General features: G+C 38.0%; 17 protein-coding genes and 1 tRNA gene. 6 read left to right on the top strand and 12 right to left on the bottom strand.

Translation table 11 applies throughout. The features are described from left to right. The first annotated feature begins 32 nt into the window (after positions 1–32). Both B4B65_RS13140 and B4B65_RS13145 read left to right on the top strand, forming a co-directional pair. A complete protein-coding gene (locus B4B65_RS13140; RefSeq protein ID WP_293916045.1) occupies positions 33–932 on the top strand; it encodes a LysR family transcriptional regulator in 900 nt (299 codons plus the stop codon). 59 nt (positions 933–991) lie between these two features. Continuing rightward, entirely contained in the window at positions 992–1,828 is an 837-nt protein-coding gene (locus tag B4B65_RS13145) for an MBL fold metallo-hydrolase (RefSeq protein WP_293916046.1), read from the top strand. Between the two features lie 63 nt (positions 1,829–1,891). Here the strand turns inward: B4B65_RS13145 and B4B65_RS13150 are convergent, their stop codons facing one another. The 3 genes from B4B65_RS13150 to rpe form a co-directional block, all read right to left on the bottom strand. Further along, the gene (locus tag B4B65_RS13150; RefSeq protein ID WP_201679465.1) at positions 1,892–2,776 is read right to left on the bottom strand and encodes a hypothetical protein; all 885 of its coding nucleotides are present in this window, start codon (positions 2,774–2,776) and stop codon (positions 1,892–1,894) included. 63 nt (positions 2,777–2,839) lie between these two features. Next, complete coding sequence (locus B4B65_RS13155) at positions 2,840–5,107, bottom strand: aconitate hydratase (protein ID WP_201679466.1); 2,268 nt, start codon at positions 5,105–5,107, stop codon at positions 2,840–2,842. A 326-nt stretch (positions 5,108–5,433) separates the two neighbouring features. Then, the gene (gene rpe, locus B4B65_RS13160; RefSeq protein WP_293916047.1) at positions 5,434–6,114 is read right to left on the bottom strand and encodes a ribulose-phosphate 3-epimerase; all 681 of its coding nucleotides are present in this window, start codon (positions 6,112–6,114) and stop codon (positions 5,434–5,436) included. A 162-nt stretch (positions 6,115–6,276) separates the two neighbouring features. Between rpe and B4B65_RS13165 the strand changes: the two genes are divergently transcribed. The 3 genes from B4B65_RS13165 to B4B65_RS13175 all read left to right on the top strand — a co-directional run bounded on the left by B4B65_RS13165 (position 6,277) and on the right by B4B65_RS13175 (position 9,282). Then, positions 6,277–8,406: an HD family phosphohydrolase gene (locus tag B4B65_RS13165; RefSeq protein WP_293916048.1), complete on the top strand. Its 2,130-nt coding sequence runs from the start codon at positions 6,277–6,279 to the stop codon at positions 8,404–8,406. 124 nt (positions 8,407–8,530) lie between these two features. Further along, a tRNA-Ser gene (locus B4B65_RS13170) sits at positions 8,531–8,617 on the top strand. A gap of 218 nt (positions 8,618–8,835) precedes the next feature. Further along, complete coding sequence (locus tag B4B65_RS13175) at positions 8,836–9,282, top strand: putative quinol monooxygenase (RefSeq protein ID WP_293916049.1); 447 nt, start codon at positions 8,836–8,838, stop codon at positions 9,280–9,282. Between the two features lie 245 nt (positions 9,283–9,527). Here the strand turns inward: B4B65_RS13175 and B4B65_RS13180 are convergent, their stop codons facing one another. The 8 genes from B4B65_RS13180 to B4B65_RS13215 all read right to left on the bottom strand — a co-directional run bounded on the left by B4B65_RS13180 (position 9,528) and on the right by B4B65_RS13215 (position 17,129). Further along, positions 9,528–10,352, bottom strand: a complete 825-nt coding sequence (locus B4B65_RS13180) for a hypothetical protein (protein ID WP_293916050.1) — start codon at positions 10,350–10,352, stop codon at positions 9,528–9,530. A 147-nt stretch (positions 10,353–10,499) separates the two neighbouring features. Beyond that, positions 10,500–11,411, bottom strand: coding sequence for an NAD(P)/FAD-dependent oxidoreductase (locus B4B65_RS13185; RefSeq protein ID WP_293916051.1), 912 nt, complete (start codon positions 11,409–11,411; stop codon positions 10,500–10,502). Positions 11,412–11,539: 128 nt separating this feature from the next. Further along, positions 11,540–12,418 (bottom strand): aspartyl protease family protein, encoded by an 879-nt coding sequence (locus tag B4B65_RS13190; RefSeq protein WP_293916052.1) that lies wholly within the window; start codon positions 12,416–12,418, stop codon positions 11,540–11,542. 94 nt (positions 12,419–12,512) lie between these two features. Further along, positions 12,513–13,211, bottom strand: coding sequence for a CPBP family intramembrane glutamic endopeptidase (locus B4B65_RS13195; protein WP_293916053.1), 699 nt, complete (start codon positions 13,209–13,211; stop codon positions 12,513–12,515). An 80-nt stretch (positions 13,212–13,291) separates the two neighbouring features. Continuing rightward, a complete protein-coding gene (locus tag B4B65_RS13200) occupies positions 13,292–13,939 on the bottom strand; it encodes a Crp/Fnr family transcriptional regulator (RefSeq protein WP_293916054.1) in 648 nt (215 codons plus the stop codon). Positions 13,940–14,090: 151 nt separating this feature from the next. Next, positions 14,091–14,924 carry a DUF5694 domain-containing protein gene (locus B4B65_RS13205; protein WP_293916055.1) on the bottom strand — a complete coding sequence of 278 codons (834 nt, stop codon included), beginning with the start codon at positions 14,922–14,924 and terminating at the stop codon, positions 14,091–14,093. A gap of 241 nt (positions 14,925–15,165) precedes the next feature. Next, positions 15,166–16,560 (bottom strand): hypothetical protein, encoded by a 1,395-nt coding sequence (locus tag B4B65_RS13210; protein WP_293916056.1) that lies wholly within the window; start codon positions 16,558–16,560, stop codon positions 15,166–15,168. Continuing rightward, positions 16,557–17,129, bottom strand: coding sequence for an RNA polymerase sigma factor (locus B4B65_RS13215; RefSeq protein WP_293916057.1), 573 nt, complete (start codon positions 17,127–17,129; stop codon positions 16,557–16,559). The genes B4B65_RS13210 and B4B65_RS13215 overlap by 4 nt, the downstream gene beginning before the upstream one ends. Positions 17,130–17,291: 162 nt before the next feature. Here B4B65_RS13215 and B4B65_RS13220 point away from each other — a divergent pair, with 162 nt between their 5' ends. Continuing rightward, positions 17,292–18,194, top strand: a complete 903-nt coding sequence (locus tag B4B65_RS13220) for a class I SAM-dependent methyltransferase (protein WP_293916058.1) — start codon at positions 17,292–17,294, stop codon at positions 18,192–18,194. A 12-nt stretch (positions 18,195–18,206) separates the two neighbouring features. Here the strand turns inward: B4B65_RS13220 and B4B65_RS13225 are convergent, their stop codons facing one another. After that, a complete protein-coding gene (locus B4B65_RS13225) occupies positions 18,207–18,836 on the bottom strand; it encodes a DUF2306 domain-containing protein (protein ID WP_293916059.1) in 630 nt (209 codons plus the stop codon). Between the last annotated feature and the right edge of the window lie 72 nt (positions 18,837–18,908).

Genomic DNA, 18,908 nt, shown 5'->3' on the forward strand with positions numbered 1-18,908 from the left:
ATTTTATCAACTATCAATACCTTTTACGTATCATGGAATTAAGACATCTTCATTATTTTGCTATTTTGGCTGAAGAACTTCATTTTGGAAGAGCTGCAGAAAGATTATGTATATCTCAGCCTCCGTTGAGCAGACAGATTAAAGATCTGGAAGAAGAACTTGCAGTCACCTTATTTGAGCGCAATAACAAACGTGTAAATCTGACAGCTGCCGGAATATACTTTCTAAAAGAAACCCATGATATTTTACGTCTGCTGGAAAAAGCCAAACTCAAGGCCAGACAGATACAGGACTCTGTATCGGGCACATTCAGATTAGGATACATCAGCTCTACTCCTAAAGCATTACTGGCTCGGGTACTCAACATCGTAAAGGAACACTATCCACACCTTCATATATGTCTGTACGAAACATCAACACAGAAACAAGTTGCAGCCCTGGAAAATGGCAAACTGGATTTGGGAATCATACGCACACCGATACTGTCCGATCAGCTTAATACCTACACCTTATTAAAAGAATCCTTCTGTCTGGCAACTAATGAAGAATTTAATACTGACTGCGGTAAGCTAAGTGACTTAGCTTATGTATCCTACAGTAAAGAGTATGCTCCGGAATATTATCAGCAATTTGTAAGCTACTGCCATTATCTGGGCTTTGACCCACATGTTTTGCATGAGTGCAATACGATGCAATCCATTTTAGAACTTGTTGCCAGCGGATTAGGTGCAGCGGTAGTTCCACAATCTGTACAGCATCATACCCAACATCTGCAGATCCGCTTTAGTCCTCTTCCAATCGCACCTATATACACAGAAACAGTATTGGCTTTTGACCGGGAAAGCCGGCATCCGGCATTATCTGTTTTCAAAGACATCATAACAGCAGAATACAAGATGTTCTATAAGGAAAAGATAAAATCAAATATGTAAACAAGCAACACGATCTGTTTTTACTTGATCTGTTAAATCATTTATGTTAAATTTAGCATATGCAACTACACACGATTGATACCGGTTTTTTTAAACTTGACGGCGGTGCAATGTTTGGCGTTGTTCCAAAATCACTTTGGCAACGTACAAACCCGGCAGATGAAAAAAACTTATGTACCTGGGCTACACGATTATTACTCATAGAAGAAGGCTCCAGGTTAATATTGATAGATACAGGATTAGGGGACAAACAGGATGCAAAATTCTTTGGCCACTACGATCTGCACGGAGATGATACGCTGGACAAATCATTAGCCAGACTGGGGTATAACCGACAGGATATTACGGATGTATTTCTCACCCATCTCCATTTCGATCATTGCGGAGGTGCCATAGTAAGAGATGGAGATAAGCTCATACCTTCTTTTGCAAATGCAACTTACTGGAGCAATGAAAAACACTGGAACTGGGCCACTGTTGATCCGAACCCACGGGAAAAAGCATCTTTTCTGGCGGAAAACATACTTCCAATACAGGCGAGCGGACAGCTGAAGTTTATTGGAGAAGGACAAGCGCTTACAGAGAACATCGACATCCGCCTGGCTAACGGACATACAGAAGCCATGATGCTGCCCCAGATCCGATACAAAGGAAAAACAATCCTATATATGGCAGATCTTCTGCCTTCTGTAGGGCATATTCCTATTCCTTATGTTATGAGTTATGACGTACGTCCGCTCACGACTATGGAAGAGCGTAAAAGTTACTGGGAAGAGATTGCTGACCAGGAATATATTCTCTTTCTCGAACACGATCCCGTTAATGAATGCTGTACACTACAGCATACCGAGAAGGGTATACGACTAAAAGATACCTTCCGTCTTTCGGATATTTAATAAAAAAAATGCAGCGCATGCTTTAAAAAAACATGCACTGCATTAGAATGTTAAGGATTATGCTTAGAACCGGAATCCTAGCACCCAGTAATTTTCAAAGAACCAGATTCCCTGTTGTGCCTTATCGACTCCTCTCCTACCTGTAGTACGGATATTTGTCAATTCTGTATATCCTGTCTTAAAACTACCCTGCAGATACAGCCCTTTGTAGAAACGGTACTGCAATCCAACTTTTGCAGCTCCACCGTATCCGGCAATATTCCAGAAATGATTAGCACCTTCACCAAAAAGATGCACATCTGAACGCGGAATAAGCAAACCAGCTTCTACCCCTGATTCCATTGTTAGCACCTGTTTTCCTTGTCTGTTGACGATTATATCGTCATATCGTTCCAATCCCAAAGCAGCAAAGTTATAACCATCGGTATGCTCAAAGGTCAGCATACTGGAGTCTACAGTGATCATCTCCCCATTGTAACTACCGGCTTTGTCCCCTGTCGGGATACCCGGTGTAGAAATTTCCGGATTAATGAAACCTGAAATTTTAACTCTTTGCGGAATATCTACCACATACTTCATGTGATCCCATCCGAGAGAAAGAGAATAGTTATCCTTAATAAAATAACCAAAATGAAAATTAAACTGAGGAATAGTCAGGCGTCCCGGATCCAGATAAGTCATTGACAGTTTCGTCGGCCGGTCTCCGGCCTTGACATCGTGTAGTGTAAAGTTATATCCGGGTCCTTTAAACGTAATATCAGATTTGGCATAGGAAGAAAAATTATACCCCCAGTGGAAGAATATCTTTCCTTTATTACTTTCTGTTCTTGAATATTTTGTTTTAAAAATACTTTTTCCTATTTCTGAATTTCTATCTGCCATTTCCTGGGCAGATACCGTTGACAAGCATAATACAGCGGCAGTTAATGACAATAATATTTTTCTCATTGATATAATAAAAAACCTGGCACAAAAGTACCAGGCTGTAAGATTATAAGCAAATAAACTAATTTATCTTGCTTGATTTTGACGAATGATGTTCAATGCACCACCTGCTTTGAACCAACCGATCTGCTGTTCATTGTAAGTATGGTTTGCCAGAATCTCTTCCTGCGTACCATCCTCATGGTGAAGCACCAGAGTCAAAGGAGTATTTGGAGCGAATGTAGTCAGACCAATGATATCGATAGTATCGTTTTCACGGATTTTATCGTAATCTTCTTTATTTGCAAAAGTCAGTCCCAACATACCTTGTTTTTTCAGGTTAGTCTCATGAATACGGGCAAAAGATTTTACCAGTACTGCACGTACACCCAGATGACGAGGTTCCATTGCAGCATGCTCACGTGATGAACCTTCACCGTAGTTTTCATCACCTACAACGATAGAACCGATACCTGCAGCTTTGTAATCACGTTGAGTCGCCGGGACCGGACCATATGCACCTGTCAGTTGGTTTTTAACGGAGTCTGTTTTTTCGTTAAAGAAGTTTACAGCTCCGATCAGCATATTATTAGAAATATTGTCCAGGTGACCGCGGTATTTCAACCATGGACCAGCCATAGAAATATGGTCAGTAGTACATTTACCTTTAGCTTTGATCAATAGTTTCAATCCTTTAAGGTCTGTACCTTCCCAGGCAGCAAATGGTTCCAATAACTGAAGACGGTCAGATTCCGGACTTACAGCTACTACTACTGCCGAACCATCAGCAGCCGGAGCCTGATATCCCGGATCATCTACAGCAAATCCTTTAGTTGGCAACTCGTCACCTACAGGAGGATCCAGTTTTACCTGCTCCCCTTTACTGTTAGTCAGCGTATCTGTCAGCGGATTGAAGCCCAGATCACCGGAAATTGCGATAGCAGCAACCATTTCAGGAGAAGTTACAAATGCAAACGTATTCGGGTTACCATCAGCACGTTTAGCAAAGTTACGGTTGAAAGAGTGTACAATTGTATTTTTCTCTTGCTTATCCGCACCTACACGGTCCCACATACCGATACAAGGACCGCAGGCATTGGTAAATATGGTCGCATTTAATTCTTCAAACGTCTGCAACAACCCATCACGGTCTGCTGTAAAGCGCACCTGCTCTGATCCCGGGTTAATTCCGAACTCAGCTTTAGTGACCAAACCTTTATCTACGGCTTGTTTAGCAATAGAAGCAGCTCTTGATAGATCTTCGTAAGAAGAGTTTGTACATGATCCGATCAGTCCCCACTCTACTTTCAAAGGCCATCCGTTTTTCTGAGCCTCTTCACGCATACGTGAAATCGGTGTATACAAATCCGGAGTGAACGGACCGTTAAGACTTGGCTCCAGTTCAGAAAGATTGATTTCGATTACCTGATCAAAATAGGTTTCAGGATCTGCATATACTTCAGCATCAGCTGTAAGATGTTCTTTAATTGTATTCGCTGCATCAGCTACCTCAGCACGGTCAGTGGCACGTAAATAACGCTCCATAGATTCATCATAACCGAAAGTAGAAGTAGTAGCACCGATCTCAGCACCCATATTACAGATTGTACCTTTACCGGTACAAGACATAGAAGTAGCACCTTCACCAAAGTATTCAACGATAGCACCAGTACCACCTTTTACAGTCAGGATACCTGCTACTTTCAGGATAACATCTTTTGGAGATGTCCATCCGCTTAGTTTACCTGTTAATTTTACACCGATAAGTTTCGGGAATTTAAGCTCCCATGGTAATCCCGCCATTACATCACATGCATCCGCACCACCAACACCGATAGCGATCATACCAAGACCTCCGGCATTTACCGTATGCGAATCCGTGCCGATCATCATACCACCCGGAAAAGCATAGTTTTCCAGTACTACCTGGTGAATGATACCTGCACCTGGTTTCCAGAAACCAATACCATATTTGTTTGATACAGAACTTAAGAAATTGAAAACTTCCGAACTTTCCTGTTTTGCACGAGTCAAATCCTTTTCTGCACCTTCTTTAGCCTGGATCAGGTGATCACAGTGTACTGTAGAAGGAACTGCTACTTTAGGACGTCCCGCCTGCATAAACTGCAACAAGGCCATTTGAGCTGTTGCATCCTGCATCGCAACACGATCCGGAGCAAAATCAACGTAAGAAGTTCCGCGTTCATATGCCTGAGAAGCATTACCATCCCATAAGTGAGCATACAAAATTTTCTCAGATAACGTCAAAGGTTTATTCACCACTTTGCGAGCTGCAGTAATACGCTCGTCATATTGGCTGTACACCTTTTTAATCATTTCTATATCAAAAGCCATTTGTTTATTATTTTAATTTACTTCAACAGAAATGCTTACCGAAATAAGCTTTATTTAAAATTTGTACAAAAGTACAAAAATTCATAGCCAAATATGACTTTTAAGCCCCGTCAGCTTAATTTGGAAAAATTCTAAACAAATTATAAAGCAAAAGACTTGAAAATTTAAAACACTCATTATCAATGAATTAAAACAAATGCATATTTAATGATTTCGAAATCAATTTTATCACCTCAAAGTAATTAATCATTAACTATATAAAACAACTCATAAAAAAAGAGCCTTTCTTCGGAAAGGCTCTTTAATTAATCTTTTCTGTTGCAGACTTATATCTGTTGCAATTGCGGATCAACAGCTTTAAGATCAGCAATGGTTTGCGTAGGATTCTCAGCAGCAAATACAGAATTTCCGGCTACCAACACGTCCGCTCCTGCACGAAGTAAAGCTCCGATATTCTGATGCCCTACTCCCCCGTCTATCTCAATCAGCAGGCTGTCATTGACTCCGGCTGCCAGCATACGCAGTTCTTTTATTTTATTATAGGTCTGTTCGATAAATTTCTGTCCGCCGAATCCCGGATTGACAGACATCAGACATACCAGATCAATATCGTGAATAACGTCTTTCAATAAAGAAACAGGAGTATGGGGATTCAACGCTACCCCTGCCTTACATCCCAGCTCCTTAATGGCAGCAAGCGTTCTGTGCAGATGCGTACATGCCTCATAATGAACCGTAATGACAGCTGCACCTGAATCCTTACATACTTTGAGGTAACGGTCAGGATCTACTATCATCAAGTGTACATCCAGTGGTTTTGTTGCGTGTTTTGCAATAGCCTGCATTACCGGAAATCCGAATGAAATATTAGGAACGAATACACCATCCATGATATCAATGTGAAACCAATCTGCTTCACTGTTGTTTACCATTTGAATATCATCATACAGTTTGGCGAAATCTGCTGCAAGCACCGAAGGTGCAATAAGGTGTTTTTGAAGAGACATTAATTCTATAATTTTATTATATCCTGCAAAGATACGGAAGTCTGCAGGATATCCGAATCTTTAATCAAAAAACTGAATATTAGCAGACAAACCCAAACCGGAATCTCCGAAAGACTCAAATATTAATTACATTTGTTTCTAAATAAAGCAAATTGACATCCTGTGGCGAGATTAAAAATTAAATATCAACGAGAACAATCCGAAAAAAATGCAATACTGATCAAGTATGGAATGGTCTTACTGACTATTGTACTGATCTGCATATTCTTACCTAAGCAGCCCCGATTCCGTTACGAATTTGAAAAAGGTAAAGTATGGAATCACGACAATCTGATTTCTCCTTATAATTTTGCAGTCTTAAAGACACAGGAAGAACTTAATCTCGACCGCAAAAACATCCTTCACACCATACAGCCGATTTACAACCTGAATACAAGTACGGCCAAGGAGCAAATCGATCAGTTCAATACGGACCTGGCTGAAAAATGGCAAACCAGTCAGATGGACTCACTCAAAGATAACATGGCCGATTACAGAGCTGTAGGTTCGGATCTTCTTTCCCGTATATATTCCAAAGGAGTCATATCCCTTAATAACCGCTATCAAAACAGAGATGGTGACAGCGGAAATACTTCGGACGCTTCCAAACAGTATAACTTTACACTCGTCAGTGACAATATTGCGCAACAGAAAAATACAATTGACAGTTACACCATCGAGACCGCTTATAATTATATTGAATTGTCTCTTTCCCGAATGGGCAAAATCACACACAAAAAGTGGTTGCTGGAACTCCTAAAAAATTACATTACGATCAATTATATCTTTAATGAGAATCTGACCAATAAAATGGAACAGACAGCTCTCGCAAATATCTCAACAACAAGAGGTGTCGTACAAAAAGGAGAATTGATAGCAGAAAAAGATAAAATCATCAATAACGAAACGTATCAGCGTCTGGAGTCCCTGCGTAAAGTTTATGAAGATGAAGCCAAAATCAGCGGCAATCAGAACTACGTAGTACTTGGCCAGTTTATGATTATTTCCCTCTGTATAACTTTGCTGATGGTATTTCTTTATTTCTTCCGCAAAGACATATACTATAATAACAGGCTTCTGACCATTATATTTATTGTTATCATTTCTATGCTAGGCGTACTGTCCTGGTGTGTCAACCTTAAAATTCCAAGTTTATATTATATCCCTTACTGTGGTGTACCTATCATAATCCGGATCTTGTTTGACACCCGTGTCGCCCTGAATATACATCTGCTGATGGTCCTTATTGCAGCCTTGTTTGTCCCTAACAGTTACGAATTTGTGTTTCTTCAGTTTGTGACCGGAATGGTATCGATTTACAGCATAAAAACCCTGGTCAAACGGGAACAGTTTCTGATTTCAAGTCTTATTATATTAGCAACTTATCTGGTTGCTTATATTGGTCTCGGACTGACGCGTAACGGATCATTCAGTAATATATACTGGAGCGAAATTGCGCCTTTTATTGTGAGTGTGGGTCTTACCCTGCTCGCTTATCCGCTGATATACGCTTTTGAACGTCTGTTTGGTATTGTCTCTGACCTTACCCTTATGGAACTGACCAACAGTAATTCGAAGTTATTACGGGAATTATCGCTGAAAGCACCGGGCACTTTCCAGCATTCCTTACAGGTCGCCAACCTGGCTGAAGCCGCAATCTATAAGATTGGCGGAAATCCGCTTATGGTGAGAGCAGGTGCCTTGTACCATGATGTAGGCAAGATGATCAATCCACAGTACTTTATCGAAAACCAGATTTCAGGTCACAATCCGCATGACGAACTGACTCCTGAGCAGAGTGCTCAGGTCATTATATCACATGTTCTCAAAGGAATCGAAATAGCACGCAAAAATCTGCTTCCTGAAGTAGTGGTAGACTTTATCAAAACACATCACGGGACAACGCGTGTGGATTATTTTTATAACATGTTTCTCAAGAACAATCCGGACAAGCTGGTAGATGAATCCCTGTTCCGTTATCCGGGTCCTATTCCTTTCTCAAAAGAGACAGCAGTATTGATGATGGCCGATTCGGTAGAAGCTGCCTCACGCAGTATGAAGGAACATACCGAACAATCTATTAATGATCTTGTCGATAAAATTATCGATCATAAAGTAGCCCAACGCCAGTTTATCGACAGTAATATTACGATGAAAGATATTACAGAAGCTGCCCGCATATTTAAGTCCATGTTGAAGAGTATTTACCATGTGCGCATCGATTACGATCTGAGCAAAAAAAAATCTGATTAATTATATTTCAGAAACAAATTGAACCTCAGAAGTTTATTTAAAAGCTCTTTATTTTTTTTCAAAAAAAGCGTTTAGAGGCTTTGCAGAATGAAATATTAGCGTTATGTTTGCATCGTTGAAACACGGAGAGGTGCCTGAGTGGCCGAAAGGAACAGTTTGCTAAACTGTCGTACTGGAAACGGTACCGCGGGTTCGAATCCCGCCCTCTCCGCACAACATTAAAAAGAGTCCAATGCAAATTGGACTCTTTTTTTGTATACTCAATCTTTTTTTATCTTGTAGAATTATTATCTGGATTGCAGCAATCGAGGAATAAGAATCCGCCGACGTGAAAACAGCATTTTATATCATCGAAAAGGTGATAAAAAAAAGAACAGGCAGATATATCAAGAGCCTTACTTTCAAAAATGAGCAAATAAAACAGATGATATGGACAAATATAGTTTTCAATACAGCATTAGTTTTCAGCGGTATTTACAGGTTGCCCTCACAGCAGTAGCCTTTCTCTGGATGGGTAGCGCAACCTTTGCCCAACAAAAGGATATGATTATCCGCATTTCAGAAATCGAGATACATCCGGAACATTTGGAAGAATACAAGGCTATCCTTAAATACGAAGCAGAAGCATCCGTAAGGCTGGAGACGGGCGTTGTTGCTATATTTCCGATGTACCAAAAGGATAATCCGACCCAGGTGCGGATATTGGAAATGTACGAAGACCAAAAAGCCTATCAGTCGCATTTGAAGACTGAACATTTCCAGAAGTACAAGACAACAACGCTGCACATGGTCAAGTCGTTGAAGCTAATGGATATGGAAGCTATCGACCTGAAAGCTGCATCCGGTATTTTTAGGAAGTTAAAGGAAATGCATTAGAATAATGCTGATACTTTTCTGAATAAATTTTCAACTATTCAGGGCTATAAAAAACGTCAAAAGCGCTATCAAGTGTTCGACTGTCATCCTTTTCAACCCACATATTAAAAAGAGTCCAATGCAAATTGGACTCTTTTTTTTTGTAAACTTAATCCTTTTGTCTTACAGAATTATTATCTGGATTGCAGTAATCAAAGAATAAGAATCCGCAGGCTTCGATTCAGGAAGGCTTAGGTATATAGCGTTTATTGTTTTGCTTTCGGAGTATTTAAAATTTCCTCCTTAAAATCTTTAGTCAAAATAGGATATAAGTCTTCATAACTAAAAAGTATCATTGGTGTTATTTGAATATGTTCTACAGGATACCAATTATTTACAAAATTGATTAATGATGTTTGTGCTTTGTTTATTTGTCCTGTCAAAAGAAAAAGACGTGAAGCGCTTATGTGGATGTTACTGTTGAATATTTTGTTAGCAAATTTTTCATAATAACTCAAACTCTCATCCGTGTCTCCTTTTTCAAACATAAAATACAGCAAATATTCCGCTCCTTCAGCACTATCAAATATCAATTTTGGGCGATACTTTTTTAATTGTATTATAAACTCATCAATTGATTTTCCATTTTTAACTATTTGAACTTGCTCTTCATCTATTTCCAGTTTTTTTTCTCCGCTAAGTTTTGCCAAATGATTTTTAATCTGGTGTCTGTAAGAATTAATAATATGATTTGGAAGGTTTAAATTTTCCTTCTTGGAAAGAAAATTTTTGTAAAAAAACTCAGCTCTTAAAACATTATTACTTATTATCGCAGAATTTGAATATGCAAAAAAGTGTTCAACTAACACATTTCCGGCATACCATTGTTCATTGAACGGTAAACCATTCTCATCGTTTGTCATAGCAGTTTCATAGTCGTTGCTGAAATAGCTAATTTCTGCTTTAACTATGGCCTTTTGAGGTTCATAACCTTTAATTTTATCTAACTGTTCTAAACCCGTTTCAATTTGTCCACTTCGTAATGTGTCAAAAATATTCCTTAATTTTTTTGGTATTTTTACTATTTCCATTTTTATGTATCTGGTAATTGTAATTCCTATGGTAAAGTAAACTCAACCTTTCTGTACTTGTAACAGACCACATGTTAGCATTCAATCGAAAGCGCTCAATCCTCCTGCTTCAAAACTATCCTATCCTGTAAGGCTTTTTTCGGCAGATTAAACAAATGTTTCGTTAACCAGCTCCATATTCACCATTGCTCCGGTCAAATTTCCTGAACTAACGGCAAGGGCTACGGAACGCATCATAGAAGTACTATCACCGCAGGCAAATACACCTTCAATATTTGTTTTTTGCAGATTATCAACCTCTATATAACCCTGTTCGGTTAGTACACATCCCAGCTGCTCTGCAATAGCACAATTCTGTACAAACGGAAGAGCAGCATATACAGCTTTGAAGTCCATTCTCGTTCCATCTTCAAAAAGAATATTCCTAATCTGTCCGTTTAAATGTTCGACTTCGATAACCTTTTTTTCTATAACAGGGATATTATGCTTCTCTAGTTTTGCTTTTTGTTCGGTTTCGAACTCAGCCGGACCAGATGTTAAGATTGTAAGATTTTTAGTGAGATTATTTATCAAAGAAGCCATATGAAAAGCTCTGTCTCCATTGGCTAAAATTCCAGTTTTTTCATTACGATATTCGTATCCATGACAATAAGGACAATGGATTACAGAAATACCCCATGATTCTGAAAAACCATTTATATCGGGCATTATATCCTTTATTCCGGCGGCCAAAATAAGTCTTCGGCTACTGAATTTCTCTCCTGTACTTGTTGTTATTATAAATCCGGCATCTGTTTTCTCTCCATTGACAGCTTCGCCCTGATAAAATGCTACAGTTGGATATTGCTCCACCTGTTCTCTGGCTATCCGGGATATCTCCTGAGGTGTTTTTCCATCCTGAGTCAGGAAGTTCTGCGAATGTGGAGTCTGACGGTTACAGGGCTTCCCGCTATCTATTATTAATACATTTCGTAAGGAACGTCCCAGGCTCATAGCAGATGATAATCCGGCATAGCTTCCTCCGATAATAATGACATCAAACAATTTATCTGTTTTCATTTTTTCCTGATTTTAAATACGAAACGTTTGTGTCTCCATAAAAATAACTAATGTCTTTACGAATGTAACGAAGTAAATGAAGGAATAAAACAAACAATTTATAATCGCGGATAAAAACTTAACATGGATTACTTCGCTTCGATATAAGCCAGATTGTAGTACTTATTTGGCTGGAGGTAAATGTTGTTATCCTGAAAGTCTAAAAAAACATTAAACCGCTTTAAAACCTCGTTACCTAAGACATGAATATCCTTTTCCTTAAAGGGTTTATTGGCATTAGCTATTTGTGCGGGGATATTTTTTAAGGAGTGGCGTCCGATTTTCAAAGTACTCAGATTAGCGGTTACTACCGGAATTTCGTTGCCCTGTGCACCTTTCATCAGCACACGTTTTATTTCTTTCATTTTTTTGTAAGGAAATTTTTGGGCAGTCAACAGATCACTGTTCAGCATCAGCGTTCGTTGATATCCGGTATCAAATAATATAGTATCAGTTACGGTTACACCGCTTTGCCTGATTTGTGTTTCCATAAAAAACAACTCCTTATAAAAAACAATAGTATGCTTTGAATAGGATTTATCTTTACCTACATTTAATGGCAATTGATTGTGTACGACCATTAGGCCTTTGTCATAATTTAGTTCAACCGCTTTGCCTTTAAACAAATCCCAGCCAAAACGCCCGTCAGTTCCGTGACCACTCAATTGCGCATCATAAACTTTGGTGCGATACAAATTCTGACCCAATAGTAATGGATAAGCAGTATTGTAAAGGTTAATTTTTGACTTAAGTTTTGTGGCTATCGTATTGTTCGTTAAAACAAGCTCAGTAGTGCCCGTATCAAAATTGAGGTTAAGTGTATCTTTTTCATTAAATATTCCTTTCACCGAAATGGTGTTTTGCTCATTAATGGCAAGCATCAATGTGTCGCTTACAGGTTTCTCCTGTGCAAATGATGGAGTGGCAAAGAATGCTATTAAAATCGTCAAGATACTATTTTTTTTCATGGAGGCTGTTTAATATTGATTATAGGTAAATGTAGCAATTTCCATCAAAACTTTCCAGAGAACGAAGTATCTAAAATTCTATAAAATTAAGCGCTTAGGCTGCAATAATCTCTTTGCTATCCCTATTCTTTAAGTTTCTTTTCCGAATTACAAGGGCAGTGACCCATACAGATAACAAAATCAGCAGAATACATATTTTAGTGGTATTCATTTCAGGGAAAAAGTTATTAAGCGAATGAATAGCCGATACAGCCAGTAAAGAGAATGTATTATCCGCAACTTTTCCTATACCCCAGGATCCCAACACCAAAATTCCAAAAAACAACAAATTTGAAGATGTCATATCAAAATTCAGATGCCATATAAACCATAATGTTGCAACAAGGAGAATATTCAAAAATTCAGGTAAGGGTTTTAGTTCGCGTTGTAAAAATCCGCGCCAGCCTATCTCTTCCAAGAGTCCGTATATTAAAATGGCGGAAATAGCCATAAAGGAAAATGTACCTTTCAAAAAATATTCAAAACCTAAAATCAAAACAACAGGAAGCCCCCAGTATAATAAGAAAGGAAGGATTGTGTTTTTATAGTTTCCTTTGAGTGTCAGTACAGGTTTAATCTTAAAGGCATAAAATACAACCAGAGCTCCAATGGCAGGCCCTGCCCCCTGTAGCAATACTTTTATAAAACTACTGGATACGCTCTCTAATAAATCCGTTTTATTGGTCAGATAACGAAGAGCAACAGCTACAATATAAAAAGTTAATACAGCTAAATAATTGACTTTATTTTTCATTTTTTATCGGTTTGAATACGGTTTCAAAAGTAGAGATATGATTCCGCTAAAAAATTGACGATAGATAAGAAATGAAGTATTCAGGAAGTTTTTTTTCTGATTCGGCTCAGACTTTCAGCAGTAATTCCCAGATAAGAGCAAATGATCTTCAATGATGTTCTTTGAAAGACTTCGGGACGCTCTCTTACCAGTTTCAGGTATCTTTCTGTTGGAGAAAGTGTCAGCAAATTTATTTGTTCGGATTGTTTACGGATAAACATGGAATCTGAAATGGCCTTACCAATAAAAATACCTGTCGAAGACCTTAGATACAGCGCATGTAAATCCGTAAAGCTTATGGACCAGATTACAGACGCTTCCAGAGCCAGCGTCTTGATAACAGTTGATGACTGTGTCAGAAATGACAGATAATCACTAAAAATTTGCTTCTCATAATAAAGATTGATACACACCTCTTTTTCCTCAGACAGGACAAAGTGAGCGGCAGAACCGGTAACAAGAATATTAATGTACCTTTCCGTTTTATGGTAATCTTTTATTATTTCATTCTTTTCGAATGTACGGAGCTGTACACATTTTGCAAATTCTGTCCAGATATGAATATCTGCTTTGTAAAAAGGATCAAATATTTCTTTAATTTTTTCGGCTGTAGGATGTTCCATAGATAAATGCATACATAAATTCTGACTGTTATATTCGTCAGAATATGCTGCAAATATAACAGCCATAAACGAATTTGCATCCCCATATGGTCGATACATTAAATAAGCTATCTAAATATGTACATAAGTGAGATAGCTATGTCTCATCTGAATTAAAAAGAAAAGCCCACTCTTAAAGCGGGCTTCCTAATTTCATTGAAGAAGACTTTTACTCTTTTTAATTCAGGACTTTTGTTAAGTCAACAAGTTCAAAGTTTTTATCAACCTCAAAAAATTGTCTAAATATAGCTGCGTGTCCCGAACCCACAAGAACAAAAATACTTTTTGTATCAGGCTTTAACTGGCTTTGAATATTAGAATACATTATTAAATTTCTTTTATACCAGTCCGTAACCAGATTTGAACCAAAATAATCGTTATTGATCATTACTTTATTAGCAAATGAAATATAAAAACCAAGATTATTATCCAATTTTGATTTTTCATTCAGACATAAAAAAATCTCACTCAAATTACTTTTTTCTAAACAGTTATCAGATAACGAAGTTTTTATCGCATCAAACTCTTTTTTCAATTCAGGATTTGAATTCACCTCTTTTAACAAGATGTCAAACCTCATTTCAATTAAACTATCAATAGGATACAATTCCTCATGTTTCAACTTTTTCGCTAACCGATATCCCAATTGGAAAGTTTCACCTTCAGTGTAATACCTTTTCGTCCGCTCCCGTTTTATCGTATCAGTGAACTTATGGTACTGATTTTTCAGGTAAGATTGGTAATTCGTATTCAGTTCTTTCTTTGCGCTGAAATAGCTCTCTACAAATATTTGATCAGGTTTATAAACAGATGCACTGATTTTGTCAACCAGGTTGTCTAAATCCTTTTGGCTTTCTTCAGATAAGATACTTCGCTCTTTATGCTTTATCATGTCACTACCAGGATTATTGAAATGGTAAGTTCCTAATAAAATGACTTTTACTTTTTCCTGAGCTAATACAAATGAAAGTTGAAAAAGGAATAAAAAAAGGATTAAGGAAATTTTGCGCATGTTTTGTTTTTTATGTTTTATTTAAAATTGGTCACGAATATACAGAATAAACACATTTAATCAAGAAGACCCTATCTTTATATTCAATATATTAACCAAAATATTAAAATTTTATAAAAAAGTTACTACAAACATTAAACCTCGACCCTGGTGCCATTTCCCAGAGTAACACACAGCTCATTATTGGCGAAACCTTCGCCAATAATGAGCTGTAAAAAAGTCTTCGATGAAGTATATCTCCTTATTTGAATCTGTAGCCTATCCCCACTCTATAAAAACCATTATTTGGTTTATAAGATCCTAATGCATTACTGACACGATAAGGATTGAGAACCTGATAATTTCCCTTAAGATCAAATCTTTGGAGGTGCACCGTAATTCCTCCTGACAGTCCGATATTTACTTTATTTGCATTAATGTTTGTCAAAGCTGAATTTATTTCCTGACTGTGTCGTAGTGTATCGCGCACATCGTATACAGGTCCTAATCCGGTCATTTTAGAAGATTGTTTGACGGGTAGATCAATAATAACACCGGTATTTAGCGAAATATGATTTGAAAGCCTGTACTCGACCTTCAACGGAATATCTATAGCCGCAAGCTTTCTGCTGTCTCTTATCATAAATGAGTAGCCTAAAGAGTCCGGCCTGAAATAACTGGGATGAGAAAATTCTCCTGATACTTTTCGGTTACTATTCGCATTCAGCCCCAGACTTACAGCCCATTTATGATTGAAGGCTATCTGTCCAAAAACACCGGCATATAAGTTGGTACCTTGTGTTCCGATATTCGCCCCTGTCTCCAATCCGAAGTTATAGGAGGGATTCCATACTGATCCGGGAGTTGTAAATTTTACTTGTTTATTCCTTCCTGAAGATTTGTAGTAGATATTATTCTTCCTGTTTTTTTCTGCTCCCCTCCTCTTTCTTTCCTTATCCGTATAAGAATACTCAGCGACAAGAGCGGATTGGGGCCTCTTTTGCCTATTAAATCCTAAACCTGGCTTGATATCTGATAAAGATTTGACTGAAGCTCCCTCTATTTTACTGTTATACAGCACTCTGGCTTGCGGATAGTTAAACAGCATATTATTATCCGTATGCACAATGCGATCTCCTGGAGAAAACGGAGTAGTAACATATTCTGAATTATTATATTCCTCAGGAACATTGCTATGCCTCTCCTTAAAACTTCTTTTCAGAGGAGCAGGTGTAGAAAGCTTTGATCCTAAATCATCATGTGAAATACGATAGTCTGGAATCCGAGACAGATCTGCATTCGTGCTACTATCTGTCTCTGTATTAGCCCTTTCATCTTCTGACTGAACACTGCTTACAAGAGAATCCGCATACATCTCCTTTGTCTTTACCGCCCGAGATTTATCTTCTTTTTTATCAGGGAGATATATGTATGCAACTGTAGAAACTACGGCTACAGCCGGCAAGATGTAACCTATTAATTTCCATATTTTTGCGCCAACAGACACAGCTGAGGTTGCTGCGACCGGAACATCAAGAGGTAGGTATTGATCCAGTGTATTTTTCATTCCCTCCCATGCGGCATCAGGAGATTCCTTGATCTCTGTTTTGTTCAACTTTTCACGCCAAAGTTTATGATACCATACTGAATTCTTCATGATCTTGGTGTTTTCAGAGGGTTATCAATTGTTGCGTTTTTTAACATGTTCCGCAATTGTTTTTTTGCTTCTGAGAGATGCCAGCGGGAAGTACCGTCACTAATCCCGAGCTGTTCAGCAATCTCCTGATGAGAATATCCGTCTATGACAGAGAGATTGAACACAATCTGTGTAGCGACTGGCAACAGCCTTATCAGCTTCAGAAGATCTTCAGCAAATAATTTATCTAAAACTGCAGGTTCTATATACACTTCCTCTGCTACGTCCTGAATAGCCGAATGATTAAACCGTGCTTCTTTTCTGCTCAGATCAATACAGGATCTGACCATAATTGTACGGATCCAGGCCCCTAAATCCCCCTTTTGAGGATCGAATGTATTGATATTCTGAAATATTTTCAGAAAACCACTATTCAGAGCTTCCAGAGCTAAGTCATCGGATCTCAGGTAACGAAAGCACAATCGCAGCATATCTTCATAATAAAGCTTGTATAAAACTTCCTGAGCCTGACGTTTATTGGCTTTACAGCCTTTCACTAATTTGTTATCCTTACTAAAAAAAAGATTCATTCAATTGATATAGCGGCCAGTTTTTCTTTGCATTAATATTAGTATTACGTAAGGGAGATGCAGAACGTTGGGTAAATTTAAAAATTTTTATTTTTTTCAATTCATGCATTTTTCGCCAACGTTTAGCCAATCAGTACCGTAATTATAATAAAGCCCTATGCCATGTTTTATAAAAGCAGTTATGAAAGACACAACGAATGGTACAATAATCATTTTCCCTCAGCAGAATCGAAAACAAATCTGTACAAAAGAAACCGGGAAGCAGATAAAAACAATCTTTCTGTATGGTTACAGGATATTTTCTTTTCGTGTCTGAACCCATTATTAAAAAATAAAAGCAATACATGGCTTACTGTCGGTGATGCATACGGTTTTGATGCGCAATATATCTTAAAATCCGGAAATGAAGCATTGGCGACAGATCTGAATACTGATTTTCTAACTATAGCGGAGAAAGAAGGTATTATCTCTTCCTGCTCAGCGCAGAATGCTGAAAAGATAACATTTGCGGATGAAAGCTTTGATTATGTCCTGTGTAAAGAATCCTATCATCATTTCCCGCGACCTTATATGGCTGTGTATGAAATGTTAAGGGTAGCCCGATCCGGAATAATAATTATGGAACCTCAGGATCCTGTTTCGAAAATGCCACTCCTTCAATTTCTGCATAATCTGTTTGCCAGCAACAAAAGGATAATGAGTAAAATATGGAAAAACCGATTTTCGTATGAACCAGTTGGAAATTTTGTGTACAAAGTCTCTGAGCGGGAATTTGAAAAAATTGCAGCAGGCCTTGGGTTGCGCTTAGTCGCCTTTAAGAAAATCAACCCTAACTTTTGGTTCAAAGGAGCAGAGTATATCTCTCAGAAAAACAATGCTAAGCTATTTAAGCTTACAAAATGTAAAAAAGCATTTCGCGATTTTCTGGTCAGATTAAGAATTATACCAGCTCAGACATTAGTATCAGTTATCTTTAAAACAGTACCGGATGAGGTAACCATCGGTAATCTGAAGCAGGAAGGCTATCGTTTAGTCTATATCCCCAATAATCCCTATATAAGTTGAGGACAACTTTTTTCAACCTACAATTGCAGGAATATTATTTTTGGTATTTAGTTTATTTATAAAAAAGGCAGCTATAACATTTGGTACCCAGCATAACCAGGCTACAGCGAGATAAGAATTAACAGGGTCTCCAGTCAGGGCAATAAGAGAAGGAAACCATAGTCTGAGTGTTACCGCAGCAAAGGTACAGGCATAACTGTACGTCATCAATTGCTGATGTTTAGTAATATTACCTTTCCTGATTTGATAGAGCGCAAAACATGTCGTAAGCAGCCAGATTATCCCTAAACTGATAAATCCTGTAGACGAAATCAAACCTCCGTTGGCATAAAACCCCATATATATTCCGGATACAGAACTGAGCACAACGCAACCAACATATATCTTTCCTATGTTTTTATGCAGACGCATATGATTATTACGGAATTTGGCACCGAATTGTCTCCATCCGATAAACAGAGCTATCCCGCCAAAAAGAATATGTGTACTAAAAGCAGCCTTCCATATTATATTATGAAGTATTTCCGGAGTTTTGGTTCCCAGAAAAGTATACTTGGGTTCTACAAATGCATACATAAGAGGATACAGTCCTATGACCAAAGCAAGCACACAAAAAAGAATAAATAAAATCTTTCGAAACATATATAAACAAGCTGTTTTTTAAATAAAAATTAAATATATAAAATTTCGCTTCAACTCAGAGTGTAATTAGAA

Source organism: Sphingobacterium sp. UBA5789 (assembly GCF_002418355.1).
In the GTDB taxonomy this organism is placed as follows: domain Bacteria; phylum Bacteroidota; class Bacteroidia; order Sphingobacteriales; family Sphingobacteriaceae; genus Sphingobacterium.

Coding starts and splice junctions, on each gene's coding strand:
- B4B65_RS13140 (WP_293916045.1), top strand. CDS start 33: ATGGAATTAAGACATCTTCATTATTTTGCTATTTTGGCTGAAGAACTT.
- B4B65_RS13145 (WP_293916046.1), top strand. CDS start 992: ATGCAACTACACACGATTGATACCGGTTTTTTTAAACTTGACGGCGGT.
- B4B65_RS13150 (WP_201679465.1), bottom strand. CDS start 2,776: ATGAGAAAAATATTATTGTCATTAACTGCCGCTGTATTATGCTTGTCA.
- B4B65_RS13155 (WP_201679466.1), bottom strand. CDS start 5,107: ATGGCTTTTGATATAGAAATGATTAAAAAGGTGTACAGCCAATATGAC.
- rpe (WP_293916047.1), bottom strand. CDS start 6,114: ATGTCTCTTCAAAAACACCTTATTGCACCTTCGGTGCTTGCAGCAGAT.
- B4B65_RS13175 (WP_293916049.1), top strand. CDS start 8,836: ATGGACAAATATAGTTTTCAATACAGCATTAGTTTTCAGCGGTATTTA.
- B4B65_RS13180 (WP_293916050.1), bottom strand. CDS start 10,352: ATGGAAATAGTAAAAATACCAAAAAAATTAAGGAATATTTTTGACACA.
- B4B65_RS13185 (WP_293916051.1), bottom strand. CDS start 11,411: ATGAAAACAGATAAATTGTTTGATGTCATTATTATCGGAGGAAGCTAT.
- B4B65_RS13190 (WP_293916052.1), bottom strand. CDS start 12,418: ATGAAAAAAAATAGTATCTTGACGATTTTAATAGCATTCTTTGCCACT.
- B4B65_RS13195 (WP_293916053.1), bottom strand. CDS start 13,211: ATGAAAAATAAAGTCAATTATTTAGCTGTATTAACTTTTTATATTGTA.
- B4B65_RS13200 (WP_293916054.1), bottom strand. CDS start 13,939: ATGGCTGTTATATTTGCAGCATATTCTGACGAATATAACAGTCAGAAT.
- B4B65_RS13205 (WP_293916055.1), bottom strand. CDS start 14,924: ATGCGCAAAATTTCCTTAATCCTTTTTTTATTCCTTTTTCAACTTTCA.
- B4B65_RS13210 (WP_293916056.1), bottom strand. CDS start 16,560: ATGAAGAATTCAGTATGGTATCATAAACTTTGGCGTGAAAAGTTGAAC.
- B4B65_RS13215 (WP_293916057.1), bottom strand. CDS start 17,129: ATGAATCTTTTTTTTAGTAAGGATAACAAATTAGTGAAAGGCTGTAAA.
- B4B65_RS13220 (WP_293916058.1), top strand. CDS start 17,292: ATGTTTTATAAAAGCAGTTATGAAAGACACAACGAATGGTACAATAAT.
- B4B65_RS13225 (WP_293916059.1), bottom strand. CDS start 18,836: ATGTTTCGAAAGATTTTATTTATTCTTTTTTGTGTGCTTGCTTTGGTC.